The following is an 18,487-nucleotide window of genomic DNA, read 5'->3' as shown; positions in this document are numbered from 1 at the left end:
CCTTGTTTCACTCTCTTTTTTGCAAAAATAAGTATTTTTCAAAAGCTTGCAAGTGTTTTGGTTGTTAAAACACGAATATTTGCAAATGACGAGTTAAAGGTAAGTGCTTTCGGTCGCTTAATTGTAGGTTAGAAAGTATTGGGATAAAATAGTTCAAGTTTCTCATTTGAGAAACTTGAACAAGATTTATTTGTATATCTTCAGGGTCTTCCCAGCTCGTATATTGTTGTTCCTGAGTCCATTCCATTCTCTCAACCGTTTTACACTTACTCCGTACCGCTCAGCTATACCTCCCAAGGTATCACCGTTTTTGATGCGGTAGTAGGTCACGTCTCCACTGGCTGTACTGCTGCTCTTTGATGAACGGCTGGTGCTGGCTACAGATACTGTACGGCGATTTTTGAACAGTTCTGCCTGGCGGTGTGTGTAGATGGTGTCCTGACGGTCAATGAATGTACTGATGGCAGTAACAGGCAGGCGCAGGGTTTGAGGTTTGCTTTCGCCGGGGATAATGCTACGCTTGTATTGAGGATTCAGACTTTTTATTTCGTCCAACGGCACGCCACAAATATCGGCTATCTGTTCGAAGTGCAGATTGCGGCTTACTTGCACGGTGTCGGTGGCATCAGGAATGTTGGTTTCCATGGGGCAGATGTTGTGCTTGCAGTAGTAAGTCATCACATAATTGGCTGCAATAAAGGCGGGTACATATCCGCGTGTTTCGCGAGGTAAATAGTTGTAGATGGCCCAGTAGTCGGTTTGACCTCCCGAACGACGGATAGCTTTGTTGATAGTGCCGGGGCCACAATTATAAGCGGCTATGACCAGATTCCAGTCTTTATAGATGTCGTACATATCTTTCAGGTAGCGGGCGGCGGCCCAAGTTGCTTTGATGGGGTCACGGCGTTCGTCTACTAGGCTGTTACTCTCCAAGCCGTAGAGTTTGCCTGTACTGATCATGAATTGCCATAGGCCTGCTGCACCTGCACGCGATACGGCCGAAGGGTTGAGGGCGGACTCGATGATGGGCAGGTAGCGCAGTTCTAACGGTAAGTTATAGGCATCGAGTGCTTCTTCGAAAATGGGCATGTAGAAATTGCAGGCACTGAGCATAAAAGCTACTTGTGAACGCAGGCGGCTGGTGTACATGTCGATGAACTTGCGTACGATTTCATTGTAAGGCATCTCCATAATGGTTGGCATCTTGGCCAAACGATCCATGTATACAGAATCGCTGAACAGCGGATTGTCTGGTGAAGTGCTGCAATCCTTTCCTAAGTCGATGTATGTTTTGGCTTTCCAGTCGTTTAGCAGGCTGTCTAGCGGATAGGTCATACTTACAGGCAAATCAATTGTTTCCTTACGCTCGGTCCCGTTCTCGTGTATCAGCACGTCTACGCTATTCTGTGCGTGGGTGGTGGTAGGCAGTAGGGTGCATAGAAGCAAGGCGGAAGTTGCTATGATTTGCTTCAGACGTATATTTTTTGTTATCATGGTTATCATTATAATGTGCTTTAATAAGATTGTCTTTTCTTAGAATCGGAAGCTGCATTGTACTCCAAGCGATTTGCTGGAGAAACTACTGCTCTGATTGTTGTTGATGATGGCCGGTTCGACACGCATGCTCAGGTCGGGGCTGATGTCGAAGTTGGACAATTCGGCGTCGACGTATGCATCGACTACCGATAGCAGATATACTCCGATAAATGCAAAGATACTCATATCACGGTATCGGCGGAAGGTGTCTTTTCGTTTCCGGAGGGTTTCTGTCAATTGGGTTTTCGAAACGCGGTCCAAATATCCTGGTGGCAATAAGTCCAAAATGCTGTTCGAATCCCATTTTTCGTTGACGGCGTCTTTATAGGCATTCGAATAGTCTTTGTACATCTTGCTGTTCCATGTCAAGGCATAGGCACATCCGGCAAATCCTCCATAGAAGATGGGGAGTTTCCAGAATTTTCGGTTGTATATTTGTCCGCCGCCTGGGATGACAAGGGCAAGCCATGTGGCTTTGGTCGGATTGGGAACCCAAACTTTTCGGTTGAGGTCTTGTTGCAGACTATCGGTTGGGGTGGGCTTGACCTGCGGGCTGGTAGCCGAAGTCATTTCAAGCATTTTTCTTCTGTTTTCGGCAGCGATGCTGTCTGCTACAGATAATGAGTCGGGGGTATCGGCCACTTCGGTCAGGGTGGAGTCTGTCGGTACGATGCTCAGACTGTCTGCTGCTAATCCGATGGCCTGTGGACGTACTGAATTGGTGGTATCAGCTGTCAGTGAGTGCATTCTTTTGGAAGCGGCTCGCGGACGGTTTTGCCCATACACGGCAATCCCCGCCATTTGCAGGGTGCAAAAGAGCAGGGCAATAATCACGTGATATGTAGTATTTCTTCTTGTCATTTATTTTTTAGAGTATCAAGAATGCCGATGATGCGTTCCAGTTCTTCTTCGTTGTTGAACGGGATGCTGATTTTCCCTTTTCCTTTCTCTGAACAGGTCAACTGCACTTTGGTATTGAAGAAGCCGGACAGTTGCTGTTTCAGCATGTTGAATTCTTCGGGCAGCTTGGCTCGTTTGGGGGCTATTTTGCGACTTCCGCTTTTGACGGTTTCGCCTTCGCTGAGCGATTTTACAATTTCTTCGACTTTGCGTACGGAGTAGCCATGTTCCAGTATTTCTTCGAATATCTTGACTTGTAACTTCGGGTCGCCCAAGGTTACCAGTGCACGGGCATGCCCCATGTCTATCAACTTGTTTTGCAATCCTATCTGTACAGGGGCAGGTAATTTCAGAAGTCGCAGGTAATTGGCTATGGTGGTACGCTTCTTGCCGACGCGTTCGCTGAGACGCTCTTGTGTCAGCCCGTATTGTTCGAGCAGGTGCTGATAGGCCAAGGCTATTTCGACAGAATTCAGGTCCTCACGTTGGATGTTCTCAATGAGGGCCATTTCCATTACATTTTCGTCGTCGGCAGTACGGATGTAGGCGGGTATGCTGGTGAGGCCTGCCATCTGTGAAGCGCGAAAACGACGTTCGCCGGCGATGATTTGATATTCGTCGTCGGATAGCTTACGCAGGGTGATAGGCTGGATGATACCTATTTCGGCGATGGAGTCGGCCAGTTCCTGCAAGGCTACGGGGTCGAATTCGCGTCGCGGCTGGTTGGGGTTGACGACGATTTTCGACAGCTCGATCTCGTTGATGGAGGAGGAGCCTTCGGTCTTTACGTCGTCCATGGAGAGCAAGGCGTCCAGGCCGCGTCCTAATGCATTTCTTTTTTGTGCCATATTTTACAAATTCTCTTTTCCTGTTATTTTTCTCTTTCTATCAGCTCTTTGGCCAGTGCCATGTGATTTTTGGCTCCGGTCGAGTCGGCATCGTAAAGGATAGTTGGCAAGCCATAACTGGGTGCTTCGCTCAGTTTGACGTTGCGTTGTATGACGGTTTTGAACACCAGTTCCTGGAAATGGCGTTTAACTTCGTCGTATATCTGGTTGGCCTGTCGTAGACGTGAGTCGTACATGGTCAGCAAGAAACCTTCTATTTCCAAGGCCGGATTCAGTTTCGACTTGATGATTTTAATAGTGTTCAGCAGTTTACTGATTCCTTCCAGCGCGAAATATTCGGCTTGCACGGGGATGATGACCGAGTCGGCAGCGGTGAGCGCATTGACAGTAATCAGTCCCAGCGAAGGAGAACAGTCGATTAAAATATAATCAAATTCATTCTTTAGTGGTGAAAGCACTTCCTTCAGTATCCGTTCGCGGTTCTTCAGGTTGAGCATTTCGATTTCGGCGCCTACTAAATTGATGTGAGAAGAGATAACCTTGAGCGTTTCAATCTCGGTGTCATGGATTGCTTCACGCACATTGGCACGATCGATAATGCACTCGTAGATAGTGCATTCGGCTTGTTTGATGTCTACTCCAAGTCCCGAAGAGGCGTTGGCCTGCGGGTCGGCGTCTACAACGAGCACTTTTTTCTCAAGGGTGGCCAGCGATGCCGCCAGATTGATGGTGGTAGTTGTTTTGCCTACTCCACCCTTTTGGTTTGCCATTGCAATAATTTTTCCCATATTCTCAATATTTTTATCGGCGGCGAAATAAGTGATTATTTCTGATAGCGCCTGCAAAAATCCGGAGGAGATTGCAAAAACGGTTGATAAGTCGCCCTTTTTGTTAATAACTTCGGAGGTACTTGAAATGATTTTGTCAAGCCTGCCGCTTTCGTCGAGTACTTTTCTCCATCAGGGGGCAAATATACGGAATTATATTGGAAATCTTTGAGTTTTGCCTTTGCGCTTGGTGAAGATTAAGATTTATTTGAATGCTTGCAGGGAGGATTGAGGAAATCAGAGTAGGGCTATGGTAAACTTCCAGATGAAGTATCCGCACAGGGCGCACTTCAGGGCAGTGCCGAGCAGAAAACCTATCAGAGAGCCAAGGCCTGAACGTAAGGCGTCTTTGGTTTCGCGCCCTCCCAGCAGTTCGCCTGCAAATGCGCCTAAAAACGGACCAAGGATAATTCCCCAAGGCATGAAAAATAGGCCGACAAGGGTACCTGCCAGACAGCCACGTGTGCCCCAACGTGTGCCTCCGCTATATTTAGCACCTAATAGGGGCACGAAATAGTCGAGTACTTGGATGAGGATGACCAGCACGAGCCACACTACTAGCTCGATGGTGCTGAACTGGGCACGATCGGTGAAATGGAGCAGAAGCATGCCGATATAAACTAACGGAGGGCCTGGTAAGGCAGGAAGAATACAGCCGGCCAAGCCTACCAGCAGGCAGATGATGCCGAAGACGATGAGTAGAATGTCTGCTATCATTTGACTTGCATATTTTTAGATTGTTGCGAAGATAGTAAAAATCATGTTTGCAGACAAATTCGTATGTTTACATCTCCATAAGCAGACAGAAAGCCGAGGACAAAGCGCGGCTTATTCGAGACTTTGTCTTCGGCTATCTGGGGCATAGGTACTGAAGAGGGGAGATTATTCACCTTTTTCAAGTTGAAATACTTCCTCAACAGGTTTGCCAAATGTACGGGCTATTTTTAAGGCCAGTACGGTAGAGGGGACGTATTTTTGGGTTTCGATGGCATTGATGGTCTGCCGACTTACGCCGACCGCTTCAGCCAGCTGCTGTTGGGTCATGCCTATGATGGCACGTTGCACTTTTAAGGTATTATTCATGGTTGTCCTTTCTGAAACGATAAAGTTTCCATTGGAAGATAAACAGAAAAAGTACGGGTATCGTAAACATGTTGATGAATACGAACGAAAGATACTCCGAACTGTAGAGGCTGAGTGTGCCTACTATCAGTATCAGGTAGTTGACGGCAATGGCAAGTGTCCAGGCTTGCATACGTAGGTGGGCGATGCACTCGTCTTCGTCTTTTTCGCGCGAAAAGGCTGTTAGCAACAGGCTGGCAGACAGGCCTATGATACAAACTTCGTCGAAAGCATTGTTGATGCTCATCTTGTACAGGAGTTTTCCGAAGAGGTCGTTTTGTTCGCTGAACAATACGTAGAGGCAGCCACATGCAAAGAGCAGGCTTAATACCATTCCTGGTGTTTTGTAGGATGGCGGTAACAAATAGTTTGTTTTCATAATATATATGTATTGGTTGATGATTGCAAAAGTAATGTATACTTTACATTTATGCAAGTTTATAAGATTAAAAGTAATGTATACTTTACATGATTTAACGAAAGAAACTATTTGTAGAATAAGAAATGTATTTACTTCCGTTTTTTAATTTTACTTTTCCATACGAAATCATTATTTTTGCGTCATTGTTTTAATAAGGAATAAGTATGGAAAATCAAAGACCTTTAATATTGATTTCGAATGATGACGGCATCATGTCGAAAGGAATCAGCGAGTTGATAAAGTTTCTTCGTCCGTTGGGCGAGATTGTGGTGATGGCTCCCGATGCTCCCCGTTCGGGCACGGCTTGTGCGCTGACAACAAATGAACCTATTCACTATCAAATTGTTCGCAAGGATGTCGGCCTGACTGTTTATAAATGTTCGGGTACGCCGACCGATTGTGTGAAACTGGCTTTCGAGACTGTACTCGACCGTAAGCCCGATCTGGTAGTAGGCGGCATCAATCATGGTGATAATTCGGCTACCAATGTTCATTACTCAGGCACAATGGGCGTTGTGATTGAAGGATGTCTGAAGGGAGTGCCCGCTATCGGTTTCTCCTTGTGCAGTCACGAACCCGATGCTGATTTCACTGCTGCAGGACCTTACGTGCGCGACATTGCCCGCATGGTGCTGGAGAAAGGCTTGCCGGCGCTGACCTGTCTGAATGTGAACTTCCCCGATGCGAAAGAACTGAAAGGCGTGCGCATCTGCGAACAGGCTAAGGGGCAGTGGACAAACGAGTGGGAGAATTTTGCCCATCGCGGCGATAGCCACTACTATTGGCTGACAGGCGAATTTGTTGATACTGACGCCGATAACGAAAAGAACGATCATTGGGCGCTGGCCAACGGCTATGTAGCCATAACTCCTACTACTGTCGACGTGACAGCTTATGGTCTGATTGACGAACTGAAAACCTGGTTTTAATATTTAATGCGGAGGATGAAGAGTGGATGCCATTGATAGCCTCCATTCTTTATCCTTTATTCTTCATTTATGAAGTATTATCTGATCGTTGGTGAAGCCTCGGGCGACCTTCATGCGTCGCACTTGATGGCGGCTTTGAAGCAAGAAGACGCGCAGGCTGAATTCCGTTTTTTTGGCGGTGACCTGATGTCGGCAGTGGGCGGTACGCGGGTGAAGCACTATCGCGAGTTGGCCTACATGGGTTTTATACCCGTACTGATGCACCTGCGCACTATCTTTGCCAACATGAAGCGTTGTAAGGATGACATTGTGGCTTGGCAGCCCGATGTGGTGATATTGGTCGACTATCCAGGCTTCAATCTGAACATTGCCAAGTTTGTGCGTGCGCATACGCATATCCCTGTTTATTACTACATTTCTCCCAAGATTTGGGCATGGAAGGAGTATCGCATCAAGAATATCAAGCGCGATGTAGACGAACTGTTTTCCATTCTGCCCTTCGAAGTCGATTTCTTTGAGGGGAAACACCAATATCCTATTCATTATGTTGGGAATCCTACGGTCGATGAAGTAAGTTCGTTTTGCAAAGGTTATACTGAAAGTCATGAAGCCTTTTTGCAGAAGAATGGCCTTGATGCCCGTCCTATTATAGCTTTGCTGGCAGGTAGCCGTCGTCAGGAGATAAAAGATAATCTGCCCGATATGCTTCGGGCAGCCTCTGATTTTCCTGAGTATCAGTTGGTATTGGCAGGAGCACCAGGCATTTCGCCCGACTACTATGCGCAATACATAGGCGGGGAGAAAGTGAAAGTCATTTTCAATCAGACATATCCTTTGCTTCGTCATGCGCAGGCGGCATTAGTTACTTCGGGTACAGCTACGCTCGAAACAGCATTGTTGCGTGTTCCCCAGGCTGTGTGCTATCATACACCTATCGGCAAGGTGATAGCCTTTTTGAAGCGGCATGTGCTGAAGGTACCTTACATCTCGCTGGTTAACCTGATAGCCAATCGCGAAGTCGTGAGAGAACTTGTGGCAGACCTGATGACTGTCGATCAGATTAGAGAAGAGTTGCATCGTATTTTGTACGACGAAACATATCGCAACCAGATGCTTGCAGGTTATGATTATATGGCATCACGATTGGGTGAGCCAGGGGCGCCTGCACGAGCTGCTCACCTGATGGTGAAGTTATTGAAGCAGAAAGGATAATTGTCGCAGATGTTTAGAATTTGTTAAAAAGTACGGGAGCTGGTGCAGTAAATAGCCGGCTCCCGTATTTTTATGAGTGAACGTCCGTTGATAAAAAGACTTTTTAGAAACTTAATAAACTTTGATTATGAAAAAGATACATTGGTTGCTACTTTCATTGTGTATGGCCCTGATGCCCATACTCCAATCGTGCGATGATGATGATGAGGGGTATTCAGTTGGCGATTTTACTCCACCCCTGTGGGCCACTGTGCGTACTACGGGAAATGCTTTTTACTTGGATTGTGATGTGTGGGGCACGTTGTGGCCTGTCAACGTAGATTTAGGTTGGTATGAAGCGGTGGACGGGCAGCGGGTAATAACTGTTTTCAATCCCTTGTCCGACGAATATGCAGGTTATGACCATGCGGTGAAAATATTGAGTATGACAGAAGTTCTGACCAAGAGTGTGGAAGTGCTTACCCCCGAGAATGAGGAAGAATTCGGTAACGATCCTCTTCTTATATATAAAGGTGATATCGGAGTGAGCGGTGGTTATCTCAATCTCTTTTTCTACCAGATACTGCCGAAGGATGATACCAAGCATCGCATCAGTCTGGTAAGACCTCAAGATGATGCTGAGTACTACGACGAAGAAGGCTATATTCACTTACAATTGCGTTACAACGACTACGATAACCTGTCGGGCTATCGTAATCCTTATCCCAGCATTGTGTCCTTTAGTTTGCAAAGTCTGGATATACCTTCCGAAGCCAAAGGTATGAAACTGACTTTAAACTCGGAGGTGAACGGTGAAGTGGAGCTGACATGTGATTTTTCTACTCCTCAGGCGGTTACAGTACCTGATAATTTTGAGCAAAAGAGTTTAGAAGAGGTTCAGCTACGTTAATCCTTTTAATTGAGTCCCTTGTATTTATTTCCGAAGCCATCCTATTGTAACTTTGTCTGTGATAGGCAAAGAGTGTAGAATGACTCCACTTTATTTATGGAGAATTGATGAATATATACTCCAAGCAGATGGCGTAATGGAAAGCGCAGATTGTCACGGAGCTAAAATGCTTTTGTGCTAATCTGCGCTTATTTTTTGTTATTTTCTTTGGAGCAGTTTTTTCTTCTTTGAGGAAGTTCTTAGGCAAAAAGGGTGGATGCTTTGTTATGTTGGCTCCTCTCTTGTCAGCAGATAGTCAGTATGTAGAGGTAGACGACACTGGCCGGTATTGCCATCAGCGCACTGTCGAAACGGTCGAGCATACCACCATGTCCGGGCAAAATGTTGCCCGAATCCTTTACGCCCAGTTGGCGTTTCATTAACGACTCTGTCAAGTCACCCCACGTGCCGAATACAACGACCACCAATGCAAGTCCGATCCATTGCCATACCGACATGAAGGAGAAATAGTGGGCAAAAACCAGCGATGAGGCTATGGAGAAAACTCCGCCGCCGATGCTGCCTTCCCAGGACTTTTTAGGCGAGATGCGCTCGAAAAGCCGATGCTTTCCTATTAGCGAACCGACACAATAAGCTCCTGTGTCGCTTAGCCAGATGAATACAAAGATAGAAAGGGGCAGGATGGGGTTATAGCTGACGCTACTTGTTGTAGGCGAATTATGATAGGCCAGCACACTAAGCAAGGCGAAAGGCAAAGCTATGTAAAGTTGGCTCAGCATGGAGCAGGCCCAATTGCCGATGGGGTTCTCCTTTTTCAGATACAACTCGGTTATCATCAGATACAGCAACAGTCCCAAGTAGGGGAGGAACACGTAGGCACCGGCCGCCTGTGTGCAAAAGCTCATCAAGGCCAGAACCAGATAGGCGGCACCCAGCGAGGTAATGGTGCGGTTGATACTGACTTTACCGCTTTGGTTAAGCAGGTATCCGAACTCGTGCACGCTAAGTGCGGCAATCAATGTAAACAACAAGCCAAACGTAAGAGGGCTGTAAAGGATACAGCCCACTAATACGATGACGAATAACGCGCCTGTGACAGCACGTTGGATGAAATTGCTTTTCACAACGTTTTTCGTTTAAGTGATTAGATCTTTTAGTTATTTGTCCGAAGAAGAGTTGTTTTCCGGAGCATTGTTTTCTTTCTCTTCCTTATTTTTGTTTTCTTCGGCTTCTTCCTCTACTTCTTTTTTAGCTTCCAAGGCTTTTTGTGCTTCTTCTTCCTCGGCTTTCTTCAGCTCGTCGGCACGCTTGGCGTTGATGATTTCTTCCGAGCGCGAAGCCCACGGGCGTTTTCCGAAGATGGCTTCTACGTCCTCGGCAAAGATAACTTCTTTGTCGATCAGTATTTGCGCCAGGCGGTTGTGTCCTTCCTTGTGCTCGGAGAGGATGCGTTTGGCACGTTCATACTGTTCGTTCACCATGTTCTTCACTTCTTCGTCGATTAGTTCGGCGGTCTTCTCACTATAGGGACGATTGAAGGAATATTCTTCGTTGTTGTAGTAGCACAAGTTGGGCAGTTTTTCGCTCATACCCAAGTAGGCTATCATGCCATAGGCCTGCTTGGTTACACGCTCCAGGTCGTTCATGGCGCCTGTCGAAATTCTTCCGAGGAAGAGGTCTTCGGCAGCACGGCCGCCCAGTGTGGCACACATCTCGTCGAGCATTTGCTCTTTAGTCGTGATCTGTCGTTCTTCGGGCAGATACCAGGCGGCGCCCAAAGCGCGTCCGCGAGGCACGATGGTAACTTTAATCAGCGGGTTGGCATACTCCAACAGCCATGAGATACTGGCGTGTCCGGCTTCGTGGATAGCGATAGAACGACGTTCGGCTTCGGTAGTAATCTTGGTCTTTTTCTCCAATCCACCTACAATACGGTCGACAGCATCGAGGAAGTCTTGCTTGCCTACAAACTTCTTACCGTGGCGGGCTGCTATCAGGGCAGCTTCGTTGCATACGTTGGCAATGTCGGCTCCAGAAAAGCCTGGTGTCTGACGAGCCAGCAGATCAACGTCAACCGTATCGTCTATCTTGATGGGGCGCAGGTGTACGCCAAATACTTCTTTGCGTTCGTTCAAGTCGGGCAGGTCGACGTGTATCTGACGGTCGAAACGTCCTGCACGCAACAAGGCTTTGTCGAGCACATCAACACGGTTGGTAGCTGCCAGAATGATGACACCACTGTTCGAACCAAATCCGTCCATTTCGGTGAGGAGCTGATTCAGGGTGTTCTCGCGTTCGTCGTTGCCTCCCATGGCGGCGGCTTTGGCGCGTGCGCGTCCTACGGCGTCAATCTCATCGATGAATACGATGCAAGGGGCTTTCTCTTTGGCCTGGCGGAAAAGGTCACGTACGCGAGATGCTCCTACGCCGACAAACATTTCGACGAAGTCGGAACCTGCCAGTGAGAAGAAAGGCACGTTAGCTTCACCAGCCACAGCCTTGGCCAGCAGGGTTTTACCTGTGCCCGGAGGGCCTACAAGAAGAGCGCCCTTGGGGATTTTTCCTCCCAGGTCGGTATATTTCTGAGGTTGTTTCAGGAATTCTACAATTTCTTCTACTTCCTGCTTGGCTTCGGCCAGTCCTGCTACATCCTTGAAGGTGACCCGTGTAGACGAACCTTTTTCGAAAAGCTGTGCTTTCGACTTGCCCACGCTGAAGATGCCTCCTCCGCCTGCACCTCCGCCACCGCTCAGACGGCGAGACATGAAAATCCAGAAGCCGATGAGGAATGCAAACGGCAATACCTGCCAGAAGAAAGCCAGCAAGAAGTTGCCTTTCTTTTCTTCGTACTTGACAGTGCCGTCGAAGTGTAGTTCGTCCTTCTCTTTTTGCAGGAAGGCGTCCATGCTTTCGAGCGAAGGCACTTTGGTGGTGATGACGGGAGTCTTGCCTACGCTATTTGAGTCTTCCTTAAAAACGTCGGCTACGTGTTGAGGCTTGATGTAGACTTCGATGGAGTTGTCGTCGTAGCCTACTACTTTGCTGACGTAGCCGTTGCGTACGTATTGCTGAAATTCGTCGTAGCTCAGGTCCTTGGTTGGGGTTGTGCTCTCGTTGGTGAGGTACAGTCCCAGCAAAGCCATGGCAATAAGCATGTACAGCCAGTTCAGGTTGAACTTGGGTACATTCATTTTGGGTTTTTTATCAGTATTATTGTTATTGTCCATACGTTTGTTTGCTTGTTAATCGAGGTCGGGGATTTGGGTTAGTTTGGCATCGGCCCACAAATGCTCCAAGTTGTAGAATTCTCGGGCTTCGGGCAAGAATACATGTACCAGTACGTCGGCATAGTCCATGGCTACCCATTCGGCGTTGCGCAGTCCGTCTACAGCGAAGGGGCGTGCGTTGGCTCCCTTGCGTGCGAATTCTCTGACAGATTCTACGATGGCTGTCACTTGACTGGGTGAATTGCCCTGGCAGATGACGAAATAGTTGCATATTGTATCGTCTATCTGGGTGAGGTCGGCGATGACGATTTTCTTTCCTTTCTTATCTTGGATACCTTCTGTAATTTGCTGAATTAGATTTTTTGCTTCGTTCATTATACATTATTATATTAAAACTGTTGACAAATATACGGTGATTTCTTCTATCAAACACGCAAAAGGGGAAAAAGTCTTTCATTTTTGATGTTTTTTAGGTATATAATTGGGGTGAAATGGGGATTTTACCATTTTTTCGAAAAAAAATATTCGTTTTTTGTTTGCGATTAAAAAAAAGTCCGTATCTTTGCAACCGCAAAAAGGAAATAAAGTTCCATTGGGCTATGGTGTAATGGTAACACTACAGATTCTGGTCCTGTCATTCCTGGTTCGAATCCAGGTAGCCCAACCAAAGAAAATGAGATCCTGTCAGACGATGATGTCCGGCAGGATTTTTTTATGCTTTCTTTTTTCTGTAGGGGCGGGGCTGGCTCAGACTGTTGTTATTAAGGCTGCTTCATCTCCTCATTTTTCCCTAACTAGGAAAAAATTTTTTGTTAACTGGGAAAAACTTTTTTCCTAACTGGGGAAAAATTATTCTCTAACTGGAGAAAAACAGAAGAGGTTGTATCTGGAAGTATGCTCCTGTCTGTGTAAAGACGGGAGGCTTCCGGATACAACCTCTTTCAGTTTGTCTTTATCGGTCGGTTGGTGAGAGGGTTAATCGCCGTTCTTGATGTTTTCGTCGATCACTTTGATTTTTTGCTTCACCAGTTCGATGTCGTTTTTCAGTTTTTCTACCTTGCGGTTCAGTTCAGTCAGCAGGCTGTTTCCTTTCTTCGACGATGCGTTCAGGAAGCCCAAATTGTTCTCGTAGGTTTGCAGTTCGGCCTTCATGTTGTCGCAGGTGCGTACAAGTTTCTCGCGTTCGCGGTAGAGGGCTTGTGAATTGCCTTCGGAGATGCTGCTGATGCTCGTCTTGAAGTTGCTCAACTTCTTGTTGGAGGCGCTGATGTCGAAGCGGTCGAACAGCTTGTCTATCTGGGCATGATATTGCTTGTATATCTTGTCCTTATCTTTGAAGGGCACAAAGCCGATGGCGTTCCATTCCTTCATCAGGTCTTTGACGAACTGAGAAGCTTCGTCTGTATCCATATCTTCGCTGATGGCGTTCAGTTTGGCGATGATTTCTTTCTTCTTTTCGAGGTTCTCCAGCTCGACGGTGCGTTGCGAGGAAGTTGCCTTGTTCTTTTGCTCGAAGAAATAGTCGCATGCGCCGATGAAGCGTTTCCATACGGCATCGGAGTATTTCTTGGCCACGGGACCGATGGTTTTCCATTCTTTTTGCAGTTTGGTCAGCTCGTCGGCTGTTTTCTTCCAGTCGGTACTGTCCTTCAGGGCTTCGGCTTTCTCGCAAAGGGCACGTTTCTTTTCGAGGTTCTCGCTCATGCCTTCTTTCAGCGACTTGAAGAATTCGGCTTTTTTCTTGAAGAATTCGTCGCATGCCTTGCGGAAGCGTTCGAAGATTTTCACGTTCATCTTCTGGGGAGCGAAGCCGATGGTTTTCCACTTGCTTTGCAGGGCAAGGATTTCCTGTGTCTTGTTGTCCCATGCGGCAAAGCTGGTCAGTTCGTTGAAGTCGATGGCTTCGACGATCTCGCAGATGACGGTCTTTTGGTCAAGGTTGTTCTGCTCGGTTTCTTTCAGGGCTTCGAAATGCTGCTGGTGACGCCGGTTAACAGCTGTCGAGGCGGTCTTGAAGCGTGTCCAGATCTCTTCGCGCAGTTCTTTGGCTACGGGGCCCGTATCGCGGAATTCCTGATGCAGTTTTTGCAGTTGGTGGAAGGCCGATACAACGTCGGGTTCGTCGGCCAGCTTTTCGGCAGCCTCGCACAGGTGTGTCTTGATTTCGAGGTTTTTCTTGAAATCGTATTCACGGAATTCGTTGTTCAGCTTGAGCAGGTCGTAGAATTTTTCAACGTAGAGCTGGTAGTTCTTCCAGAGTTCGTTGATTTTGCCCTGCGGCACGAGTTTCACTTCGTTCCATTGCTGTTGCAGGCGTTTGAATTCGGCGTACGATTTGTTGGCGTCGTCGGGCGAGTCGATGAGGTCTTTCAGTTCTTCGATGATAGATAGTTTGACCTGCAGGTTCATTTCCTTCTGTTTTTCGAGCTCGGCGTTGGCGGCGCTTCTTTTTTCTTTGATGACGGACATGGCGTTTTTGAATTCTTCTTCCACGGTGTCGGTTTGCGGCACAAAGTCCTCTGCGGCTCCACCATTTTCGATGAATTGCTTTTTAGCGGCTTCCTGCTCGGCGTTGTGCAGCTTGTAGAATGCCTGCTTTAATCCGTCGATTTCTGTTTTGGCTACGTTTTCCACATCCGTGGCAAGTTCTTTCAGTCGGGCCAGTATTTCTTCCTTGGTCAGTAGTTTCGGAGTTGTTTCTGCCGGCTTTTCCGAAACGTTTTCTTCAGCGGGAGTTTCTGTTGTCGCCGGTTCAAAAACCTCTGCTGCTTTTTTTTCTTCTTCTAATTCCACGGTTTTTTCGGGGAGATTAGTGTCATGAGTGTCCGTCATTGTATTTACTTTTTTAGAAACGGGTTGTTCCCGTCGGTTTTACACATTAGGCTACAAATAAATGAAATAAAAAGGTTATTTCATACTTTTTTGCTGATTTTTTTTTGTTTTTATGGCATTTTTTTACCGATTGTACGGTTAGTTTGTTTCTGTTGTCAGGCCAGCAGCACGGTTATTCCCATGTAGAGCATCATGCCGATGATGTCGTTGGTGATGGAGATAAAGGGGCCTGTGGCGATGGCGGGGTCTACTTTCAGCTTTTCGAGTGTCATGGGCACCAGGGTGCCGAAGATGGAGGCGAACATCACGACGGCAAACAGGCTGATGGACACCGAGTAGGTGACGGTGGCGGCGCTGCCGAAGCGGATGAAGTTGTACAGGTAGACCAGCAGCGAGATGATGGTGGCGTTGATGCTGGCCACGACGGCTTCTTTGGCTACTTGCTTCAGGGTGTCTTTGGCGTCGAGCGAGCTGTTGGCCAGGCCTTGTACGATGATGGCGGACGACTGTGTACCGACGTTTCCGCCCGTACCACCGATCAGGGGGATGTAGAGGGCCATTTCGGGGTGTGCGGCAAAGGTGGCGTCGAAGTTGCCCAATATCATGGAGTTGCCGATACCGCCCAGCATGCCGATGAGCAGCCAGGGCAGGCGGGCGCTGGTTTGGCGTACAAGGTTATCGTCAGTTTCGACGTCTTGCGAAAGACCCGAAGCCAACTGGTAGTCGCGTTCGGACTGCTCGCGCACTTCGTCCATGACGTCGTCGACGGTGATCTGGCCGACAAGTCGTCCGATGCTGTCGACTACGGGGACGGCCACGAGGTCGTACTTCTCGATGATCTGTACCACTTCGTCGATGGGTGTGTCGACATGTACCGAGATGGGGTCTTTCTTCATTACGTGCTTCACTTTCGATACCGAAGGCGAGGTAATCATCTTCTTCAGCGGGAAGACGCCTTGCAGACGCTCGTCGTCATCGATGACGTAGACGTAGTAGATTTCGTCGAGCTGTTCGGCTTGCAGACGCATCTCCTTCAGACACTCGGGCATACTCCAGTTTTCGTTGACGGTTACCATTTCGGTACCCATCAGACCGCCGGCGGTATCTTCGTCGTACTTCAGCAGGTCGACGATGTCGCCCGCCTGTTCGATGTCTTCGATGTGCGACAGGACTTCTTCCTGCTTGTCTTCGTCGAGGTCGCGCATCAGGTCGACGGCATCGTCGGTATCCATGTAGTCGACGAACTTCTTGGCGATGGTTTCCGAGGGGAGCAGTTCGAGGAACTCTTTACGGACGTCCTCGTCCATTTCTACGAGCACGTCGGCCGCCGTTTCGTTGTCGAGCAGGCGGTAGACGAAGCGTGCCTTTTCGGGTTCAAGGTCGTTGCACAGCTCGGCTATGTCGGCGGGGTGCAGGTCGGCCAGCAGGACTTTGACGTTGTCGGCGTCTTTCTGTTCGATCAGACTTTTGACTTTGTCGATATATTCTTCGTCTATTTCCATTATTTTGATTGATAATTGATAATTGGTAATTGAAAATTCTTCGTTCTCGGTTAATGAACATTATTCATTTTCCATTCTCAATTCTCCATTTACTAAGTTTGTCAGCTCTACGAACTCCTGGACGGAGAGTTGTTCGGGTCGGCGGTCGAAGAGAGGATCGGCCGTCAGGGGACAGTCTTTTCCGACGAGGGGTTTGATGGAGTTACGCAGGGTCTTGCGCCGCTGGTTGAAGGTGGTTTTCACCACTTGCTTGAACAGGTGTTCGTCGCATCCCAGATCCCGGGTATCGTTGCGGGTCATGCGGATGACGGCGCTTTTCACCTTGGGCGGCGGGTTGAAGACGTGTTCGTGGACGGTGAAAAGGTATTCAACGTCGTACCACGCCTGTATCAGCACGCTCAGTATGCCGTAAGTCTTGCTGCCGGGGCCGGCGGCGATGCGTTCGGCCACTTCTTTTTGTATCATGCCCGTACAGCAGGGGATGAGGTCTTTGTTGTCGAGCATCTTGAAGAAGATCTGGCTCGATATGTTGTAGGGATAGTTGCCGGTCAGCACGAAGGGGTTTCCGTCGAACACGCGCCGCAGGTTCATCTTCAGGAAGTCGTCTTCGATGATGTCGTCTTCCAGTTGCGGGTAGGCTTCGCGCAGGTAGGCCACGGATTCGTAGTCTACTTCGACCACCTTCACCGGCCTCTCCTTGGGCAGCAGGAATTGGGTGAGTACTCCCATGCCGGGGCCTACTTCGAGTATGGGCAGGGCGGGGCAGGCGTCGACGGTGTCGGCGATGTCCTGTGCTACTTTCAGGTCTTTCAGGAAGTGCTGTCCCAGAAACTTTTTAGGCTTTACTAATCTCATGTATCAAGTTTATTGTTACTTTTGTGCTCCACAAAGGTAGTTCTTTTTAATGAAGAATGAAGAAGGAAGAATGAAGAATTTTAGCTCTCGATTGATAAGAATCCTGTTGCCCCTGCTGTTGGGGGCTTTTATCCTATATTGGGTCTATCGCGATTTCGACTTCGAACGTGCTTTCCAGGTGCTTCGTCACGGCTTGCGCTGGGATTGGATGGCGTTGTCGCTCTTTTTCGGTGTGTGGAGCCATGTGGAGCGCGGTTTGCGCTGGCGTCAGACGCTCGACCCGCTGGGTGTGTATCCGCGTAAAAGCCATCTGGTCGATGCCATCTACCTGTCCTACGCCACCAGTCTGGTGGTGCCTCGGCTGGGCGAGGTGTCGCGTTGCGGGGTGCTGTCGCGCTACGACGGGGTGCCGTTTTCGAAGTCGTTGGGTACGGTCGTTACCGAGCGCATGGTCGACGCACTGTGCATGCTGCTCATTGCGGGTGTGACGTTGCTGCTCGAACTGCCTGTCTTTCTCACCTTTTTCCATCAGACGGGGACGAAGGTGCCTTCGCTGGTGCATCTGTTTTCCTCGCCGTGGTTCTACGTGGCGCTGTTCAGCGTGGTAGGCGTCGTGGTGGTGCTGGTGTGGATGGTGCGTGCGCTGTCCGTGTTCGAGCGGGTGCGTGGGGTGGTGCTCGACGTGTGGCAGGGCATCATGTCGCTGCGTCGGGTGCGCAATGTGCCGCTTTTCGTGCTTCACACGGTGCTGATGTGGCTTTGCTATTTTCTTCACTTCTATCTGACTTTCTTCTGCTTCCCCTTTACGGAGGGGCTGAGCATTGAGGCTGGTCTGGTGATGTTCGTGGCGGGTACGTTTGCCGTCATTGTGCCTACGCCCAACGGGGCGGGTCCGTGGCATTTCGCGGTCATTACGATGATGATGCTCTACGGGGTCGACGCGGTCGATGCCAGTACGTTTGCCCTCCTGGTGCATGGGGGGCAGACGCTGCTTGTCGTGGTGCTGGGCTTGTGGGGCTGGGGGCATCTGGCGATTGGCGGTAGGAGTGGCAGGACGGCTGCCTGACGTCGGCAGGCAGGTGCTTCTCTTCCTCCTGAGTGTGGCCTGTGCATGAATGAATCAGTATTTCAAATATCGCTTTCCCTGTTTTTCGTTTTTTCTGCTGTCTATTTACTGCTCGTGTTTTGCGCATCTCGCGTGCTACGTTAGCAAAGGTAGGATATCGCTTCGAGGCGGCCAAAAACGGGCTATGTTGAAATGGTGAAAATCTGTTAATGAAACACGAATTATGTGTTAATAAATCTAACTTGTTGTTGCTCAGGCGGAAATAGCGCATTTTCAGAAGTCAGTGTAGTTCCTTCTTTGGGGCGTTTATGTGGCTAGTGT

At 48.5% G+C, this 18,487-nt stretch carries 17 protein-coding genes and 1 tRNA gene; 5 read left to right on the top strand and 13 right to left on the bottom strand.

What is annotated here, in order from left to right; all coding sequences use genetic code 11:
* Positions 1-186 precede the first annotated feature (186 nt).
* The 7 genes from QVP67_RS02930 to QVP67_RS02900 all read right to left on the bottom strand — a co-directional run bounded on the left by QVP67_RS02930 (position 187) and on the right by QVP67_RS02900 (position 5,612).
* Complete coding sequence (locus QVP67_RS02930) at positions 187-1,494, bottom strand: lytic transglycosylase domain-containing protein (RefSeq protein WP_288179836.1); 1,308 nt, start codon at positions 1,492-1,494, stop codon at positions 187-189.
* A gap of 39 nt (positions 1,495-1,533) precedes the next feature.
* Entirely contained in the window at positions 1,534-2,397 is an 864-nt protein-coding gene (locus tag QVP67_RS02925) for a DUF5683 domain-containing protein (RefSeq protein WP_022162064.1), read from the bottom strand.
* Positions 2,394-3,284, bottom strand: coding sequence for a ParB/RepB/Spo0J family partition protein (locus QVP67_RS02920; RefSeq protein ID WP_022162063.1), 891 nt, complete (start codon positions 3,282-3,284; stop codon positions 2,394-2,396). Before QVP67_RS02920 ends, QVP67_RS02925 begins: the two co-directional genes overlap by 4 nt.
* A 23-nt stretch (positions 3,285-3,307) precedes the next feature.
* Complete coding sequence (locus QVP67_RS02915) at positions 3,308-4,072, bottom strand: ParA family protein (RefSeq protein WP_022162062.1); 765 nt, start codon at positions 4,070-4,072, stop codon at positions 3,308-3,310.
* Positions 4,073-4,348: 276 nt separating this feature from the next.
* Positions 4,349-4,825, bottom strand: coding sequence for a DUF456 domain-containing protein (locus QVP67_RS02910; protein WP_287641732.1), 477 nt, complete (start codon positions 4,823-4,825; stop codon positions 4,349-4,351).
* A gap of 168 nt (positions 4,826-4,993) precedes the next feature.
* On the bottom strand, positions 4,994-5,194 hold the full coding sequence (locus QVP67_RS02905; RefSeq protein WP_022162060.1) for a helix-turn-helix transcriptional regulator: 201 nt from the start codon (positions 5,192-5,194) through the stop codon (positions 4,994-4,996).
* Positions 5,187-5,612 carry a hypothetical protein gene (locus QVP67_RS02900; protein WP_287641707.1) on the bottom strand — a complete coding sequence of 142 codons (426 nt, stop codon included), beginning with the start codon at positions 5,610-5,612 and terminating at the stop codon, positions 5,187-5,189. The genes QVP67_RS02905 and QVP67_RS02900 overlap by 8 nt, the downstream gene beginning before the upstream one ends.
* A gap of 206 nt (positions 5,613-5,818) precedes the next feature.
* On the opposite strand from QVP67_RS02900, the gene surE reads away from it, so the two are divergent.
* The 3 genes from surE (at position 5,819) to QVP67_RS02885 (ending at position 8,684) form a co-directional block, all read left to right on the top strand.
* Complete coding sequence (gene surE / locus QVP67_RS02895; protein ID WP_022162058.1) at positions 5,819-6,583, top strand: 5'/3'-nucleotidase SurE; 765 nt, start codon at positions 5,819-5,821, stop codon at positions 6,581-6,583.
* A gap of 69 nt (positions 6,584-6,652) precedes the next feature.
* A complete protein-coding gene (gene lpxB, locus QVP67_RS02890; protein WP_022162057.1) occupies positions 6,653-7,795 on the top strand; it encodes a lipid-A-disaccharide synthase in 1,143 nt (380 codons plus the stop codon).
* 127 nt (positions 7,796-7,922) lie between these two features.
* Entirely contained in the window at positions 7,923-8,684 is a 762-nt protein-coding gene (locus tag QVP67_RS02885; RefSeq protein ID WP_022162056.1) for a NigD1/NigD2 family lipoprotein, read from the top strand.
* Between the two features lie 284 nt (positions 8,685-8,968).
* Here the strand turns inward: QVP67_RS02885 and QVP67_RS02880 are convergent, their stop codons facing one another.
* From QVP67_RS02880 to rsfS, 3 genes are read right to left on the bottom strand one after another with little or no spacing between them, the layout of a single operon-like run.
* The gene (locus QVP67_RS02880; RefSeq protein WP_022162055.1) at positions 8,969-9,808 is read right to left on the bottom strand and encodes a phosphatidate cytidylyltransferase; all 840 of its coding nucleotides are present in this window, start codon (positions 9,806-9,808) and stop codon (positions 8,969-8,971) included.
* 33 nt (positions 9,809-9,841) lie between these two features.
* On the bottom strand, positions 9,842-11,911 hold the full coding sequence (gene ftsH / locus QVP67_RS02875) for an ATP-dependent zinc metalloprotease FtsH (protein ID WP_022162054.1): 2,070 nt from the start codon (positions 11,909-11,911) through the stop codon (positions 9,842-9,844).
* 15 nt (positions 11,912-11,926) lie between these two features.
* Positions 11,927-12,286, bottom strand: a complete 360-nt coding sequence (gene rsfS, locus QVP67_RS02870) for a ribosome silencing factor (protein WP_022162053.1) — start codon at positions 12,284-12,286, stop codon at positions 11,927-11,929.
* 218 nt (positions 12,287-12,504) lie between these two features.
* On the opposite strand from rsfS, the gene QVP67_RS02865 reads away from it, so the two are divergent.
* Positions 12,505-12,578, top strand: a tRNA-Gln gene (locus QVP67_RS02865).
* A 308-nt stretch (positions 12,579-12,886) separates the two neighbouring features.
* Here the strand turns inward: QVP67_RS02865 and QVP67_RS02860 are convergent.
* From QVP67_RS02860 to rsmA, 3 genes are all read right to left on the bottom strand, one after another.
* Positions 12,887-14,743, bottom strand: coding sequence for a DUF349 domain-containing protein (locus QVP67_RS02860; RefSeq protein ID WP_022162052.1), 1,857 nt, complete (start codon positions 14,741-14,743; stop codon positions 12,887-12,889).
* Positions 14,744-14,898: 155 nt separating this feature from the next.
* Positions 14,899-16,245, bottom strand: coding sequence for a magnesium transporter (gene mgtE, locus QVP67_RS02855; protein WP_022162051.1), 1,347 nt, complete (start codon positions 16,243-16,245; stop codon positions 14,899-14,901).
* Positions 16,246-16,305: 60 nt separating this feature from the next.
* A complete protein-coding gene (rsmA, locus tag QVP67_RS02850) occupies positions 16,306-17,100 on the bottom strand; it encodes a 16S rRNA (adenine(1518)-N(6)/adenine(1519)-N(6))-dimethyltransferase RsmA (RefSeq protein WP_022162050.1) in 795 nt (264 codons plus the stop codon).
* A gap of 70 nt (positions 17,101-17,170) precedes the next feature.
* On the opposite strand from rsmA, the gene QVP67_RS02845 reads away from it, so the two are divergent.
* Positions 17,171-18,166 (top strand): lysylphosphatidylglycerol synthase transmembrane domain-containing protein, encoded by a 996-nt coding sequence (locus QVP67_RS02845; protein ID WP_441293826.1) that lies wholly within the window; start codon positions 17,171-17,173, stop codon positions 18,164-18,166.
* The last annotated feature ends 321 nt before the right edge of the window (positions 18,167-18,487 follow it).

This window comes from Bacteroides sp. CAG:633 (assembly GCF_000435115.1).
Classification (GTDB): Bacteria; Bacteroidota; Bacteroidia; order Bacteroidales; family Bacteroidaceae; genus Bacteroides; species Bacteroides ndongoniae.
The sequence above is the reverse complement of the archived record's forward strand: the minus strand, read 5'-3'. Positions and strand labels throughout refer to the sequence as shown.

Bases quoted from the DNA above. Each gene is read 5' to 3' on its own strand.
- QVP67_RS02930 (WP_288179836.1), bottom strand. From the start codon at position 1,494: ATGATAACAAAAAATATACGTCTGAAGCAAATCATAGCAACTTCCGCC.
- QVP67_RS02925 (WP_022162064.1), bottom strand. From the start codon at position 2,397: ATGACAAGAAGAAATACTACATATCACGTGATTATTGCCCTGCTCTTT.
- QVP67_RS02920 (WP_022162063.1), bottom strand. From the start codon at position 3,284: ATGGCACAAAAAAGAAATGCATTAGGACGCGGCCTGGACGCCTTGCTC.
- QVP67_RS02915 (WP_022162062.1), bottom strand. From the start codon at position 4,072: ATGGGAAAAATTATTGCAATGGCAAACCAAAAGGGTGGAGTAGGCAAA.
- QVP67_RS02905 (WP_022162060.1), bottom strand. From the start codon at position 5,194: ATGAATAATACCTTAAAAGTGCAACGTGCCATCATAGGCATGACCCAA.
- QVP67_RS02900 (WP_287641707.1), bottom strand. From the start codon at position 5,612: ATGAAAACAAACTATTTGTTACCGCCATCCTACAAAACACCAGGAATG.
- surE (WP_022162058.1), top strand. From the start codon at position 5,819: ATGGAAAATCAAAGACCTTTAATATTGATTTCGAATGATGACGGCATC.
- lpxB (WP_022162057.1), top strand. From the start codon at position 6,653: ATGAAGTATTATCTGATCGTTGGTGAAGCCTCGGGCGACCTTCATGCG.
- QVP67_RS02885 (WP_022162056.1), top strand. From the start codon at position 7,923: ATGAAAAAGATACATTGGTTGCTACTTTCATTGTGTATGGCCCTGATG.
- ftsH (WP_022162054.1), bottom strand. From the start codon at position 11,911: ATGGACAATAACAATAATACTGATAAAAAACCCAAAATGAATGTACCC.
- rsfS (WP_022162053.1), bottom strand. From the start codon at position 12,286: ATGAACGAAGCAAAAAATCTAATTCAGCAAATTACAGAAGGTATCCAA.
- QVP67_RS02860 (WP_022162052.1), bottom strand. From the start codon at position 14,743: ATGACGGACACTCATGACACTAATCTCCCCGAAAAAACCGTGGAATTA.
- mgtE (WP_022162051.1), bottom strand. From the start codon at position 16,245: ATGGAAATAGACGAAGAATATATCGACAAAGTCAAAAGTCTGATCGAA.
- rsmA (WP_022162050.1), bottom strand. From the start codon at position 17,100: ATGAGATTAGTAAAGCCTAAAAAGTTTCTGGGACAGCACTTCCTGAAA.
- QVP67_RS02845 (WP_441293826.1), top strand. From the start codon at position 17,171: ATGAAGAATTTTAGCTCTCGATTGATAAGAATCCTGTTGCCCCTGCTG.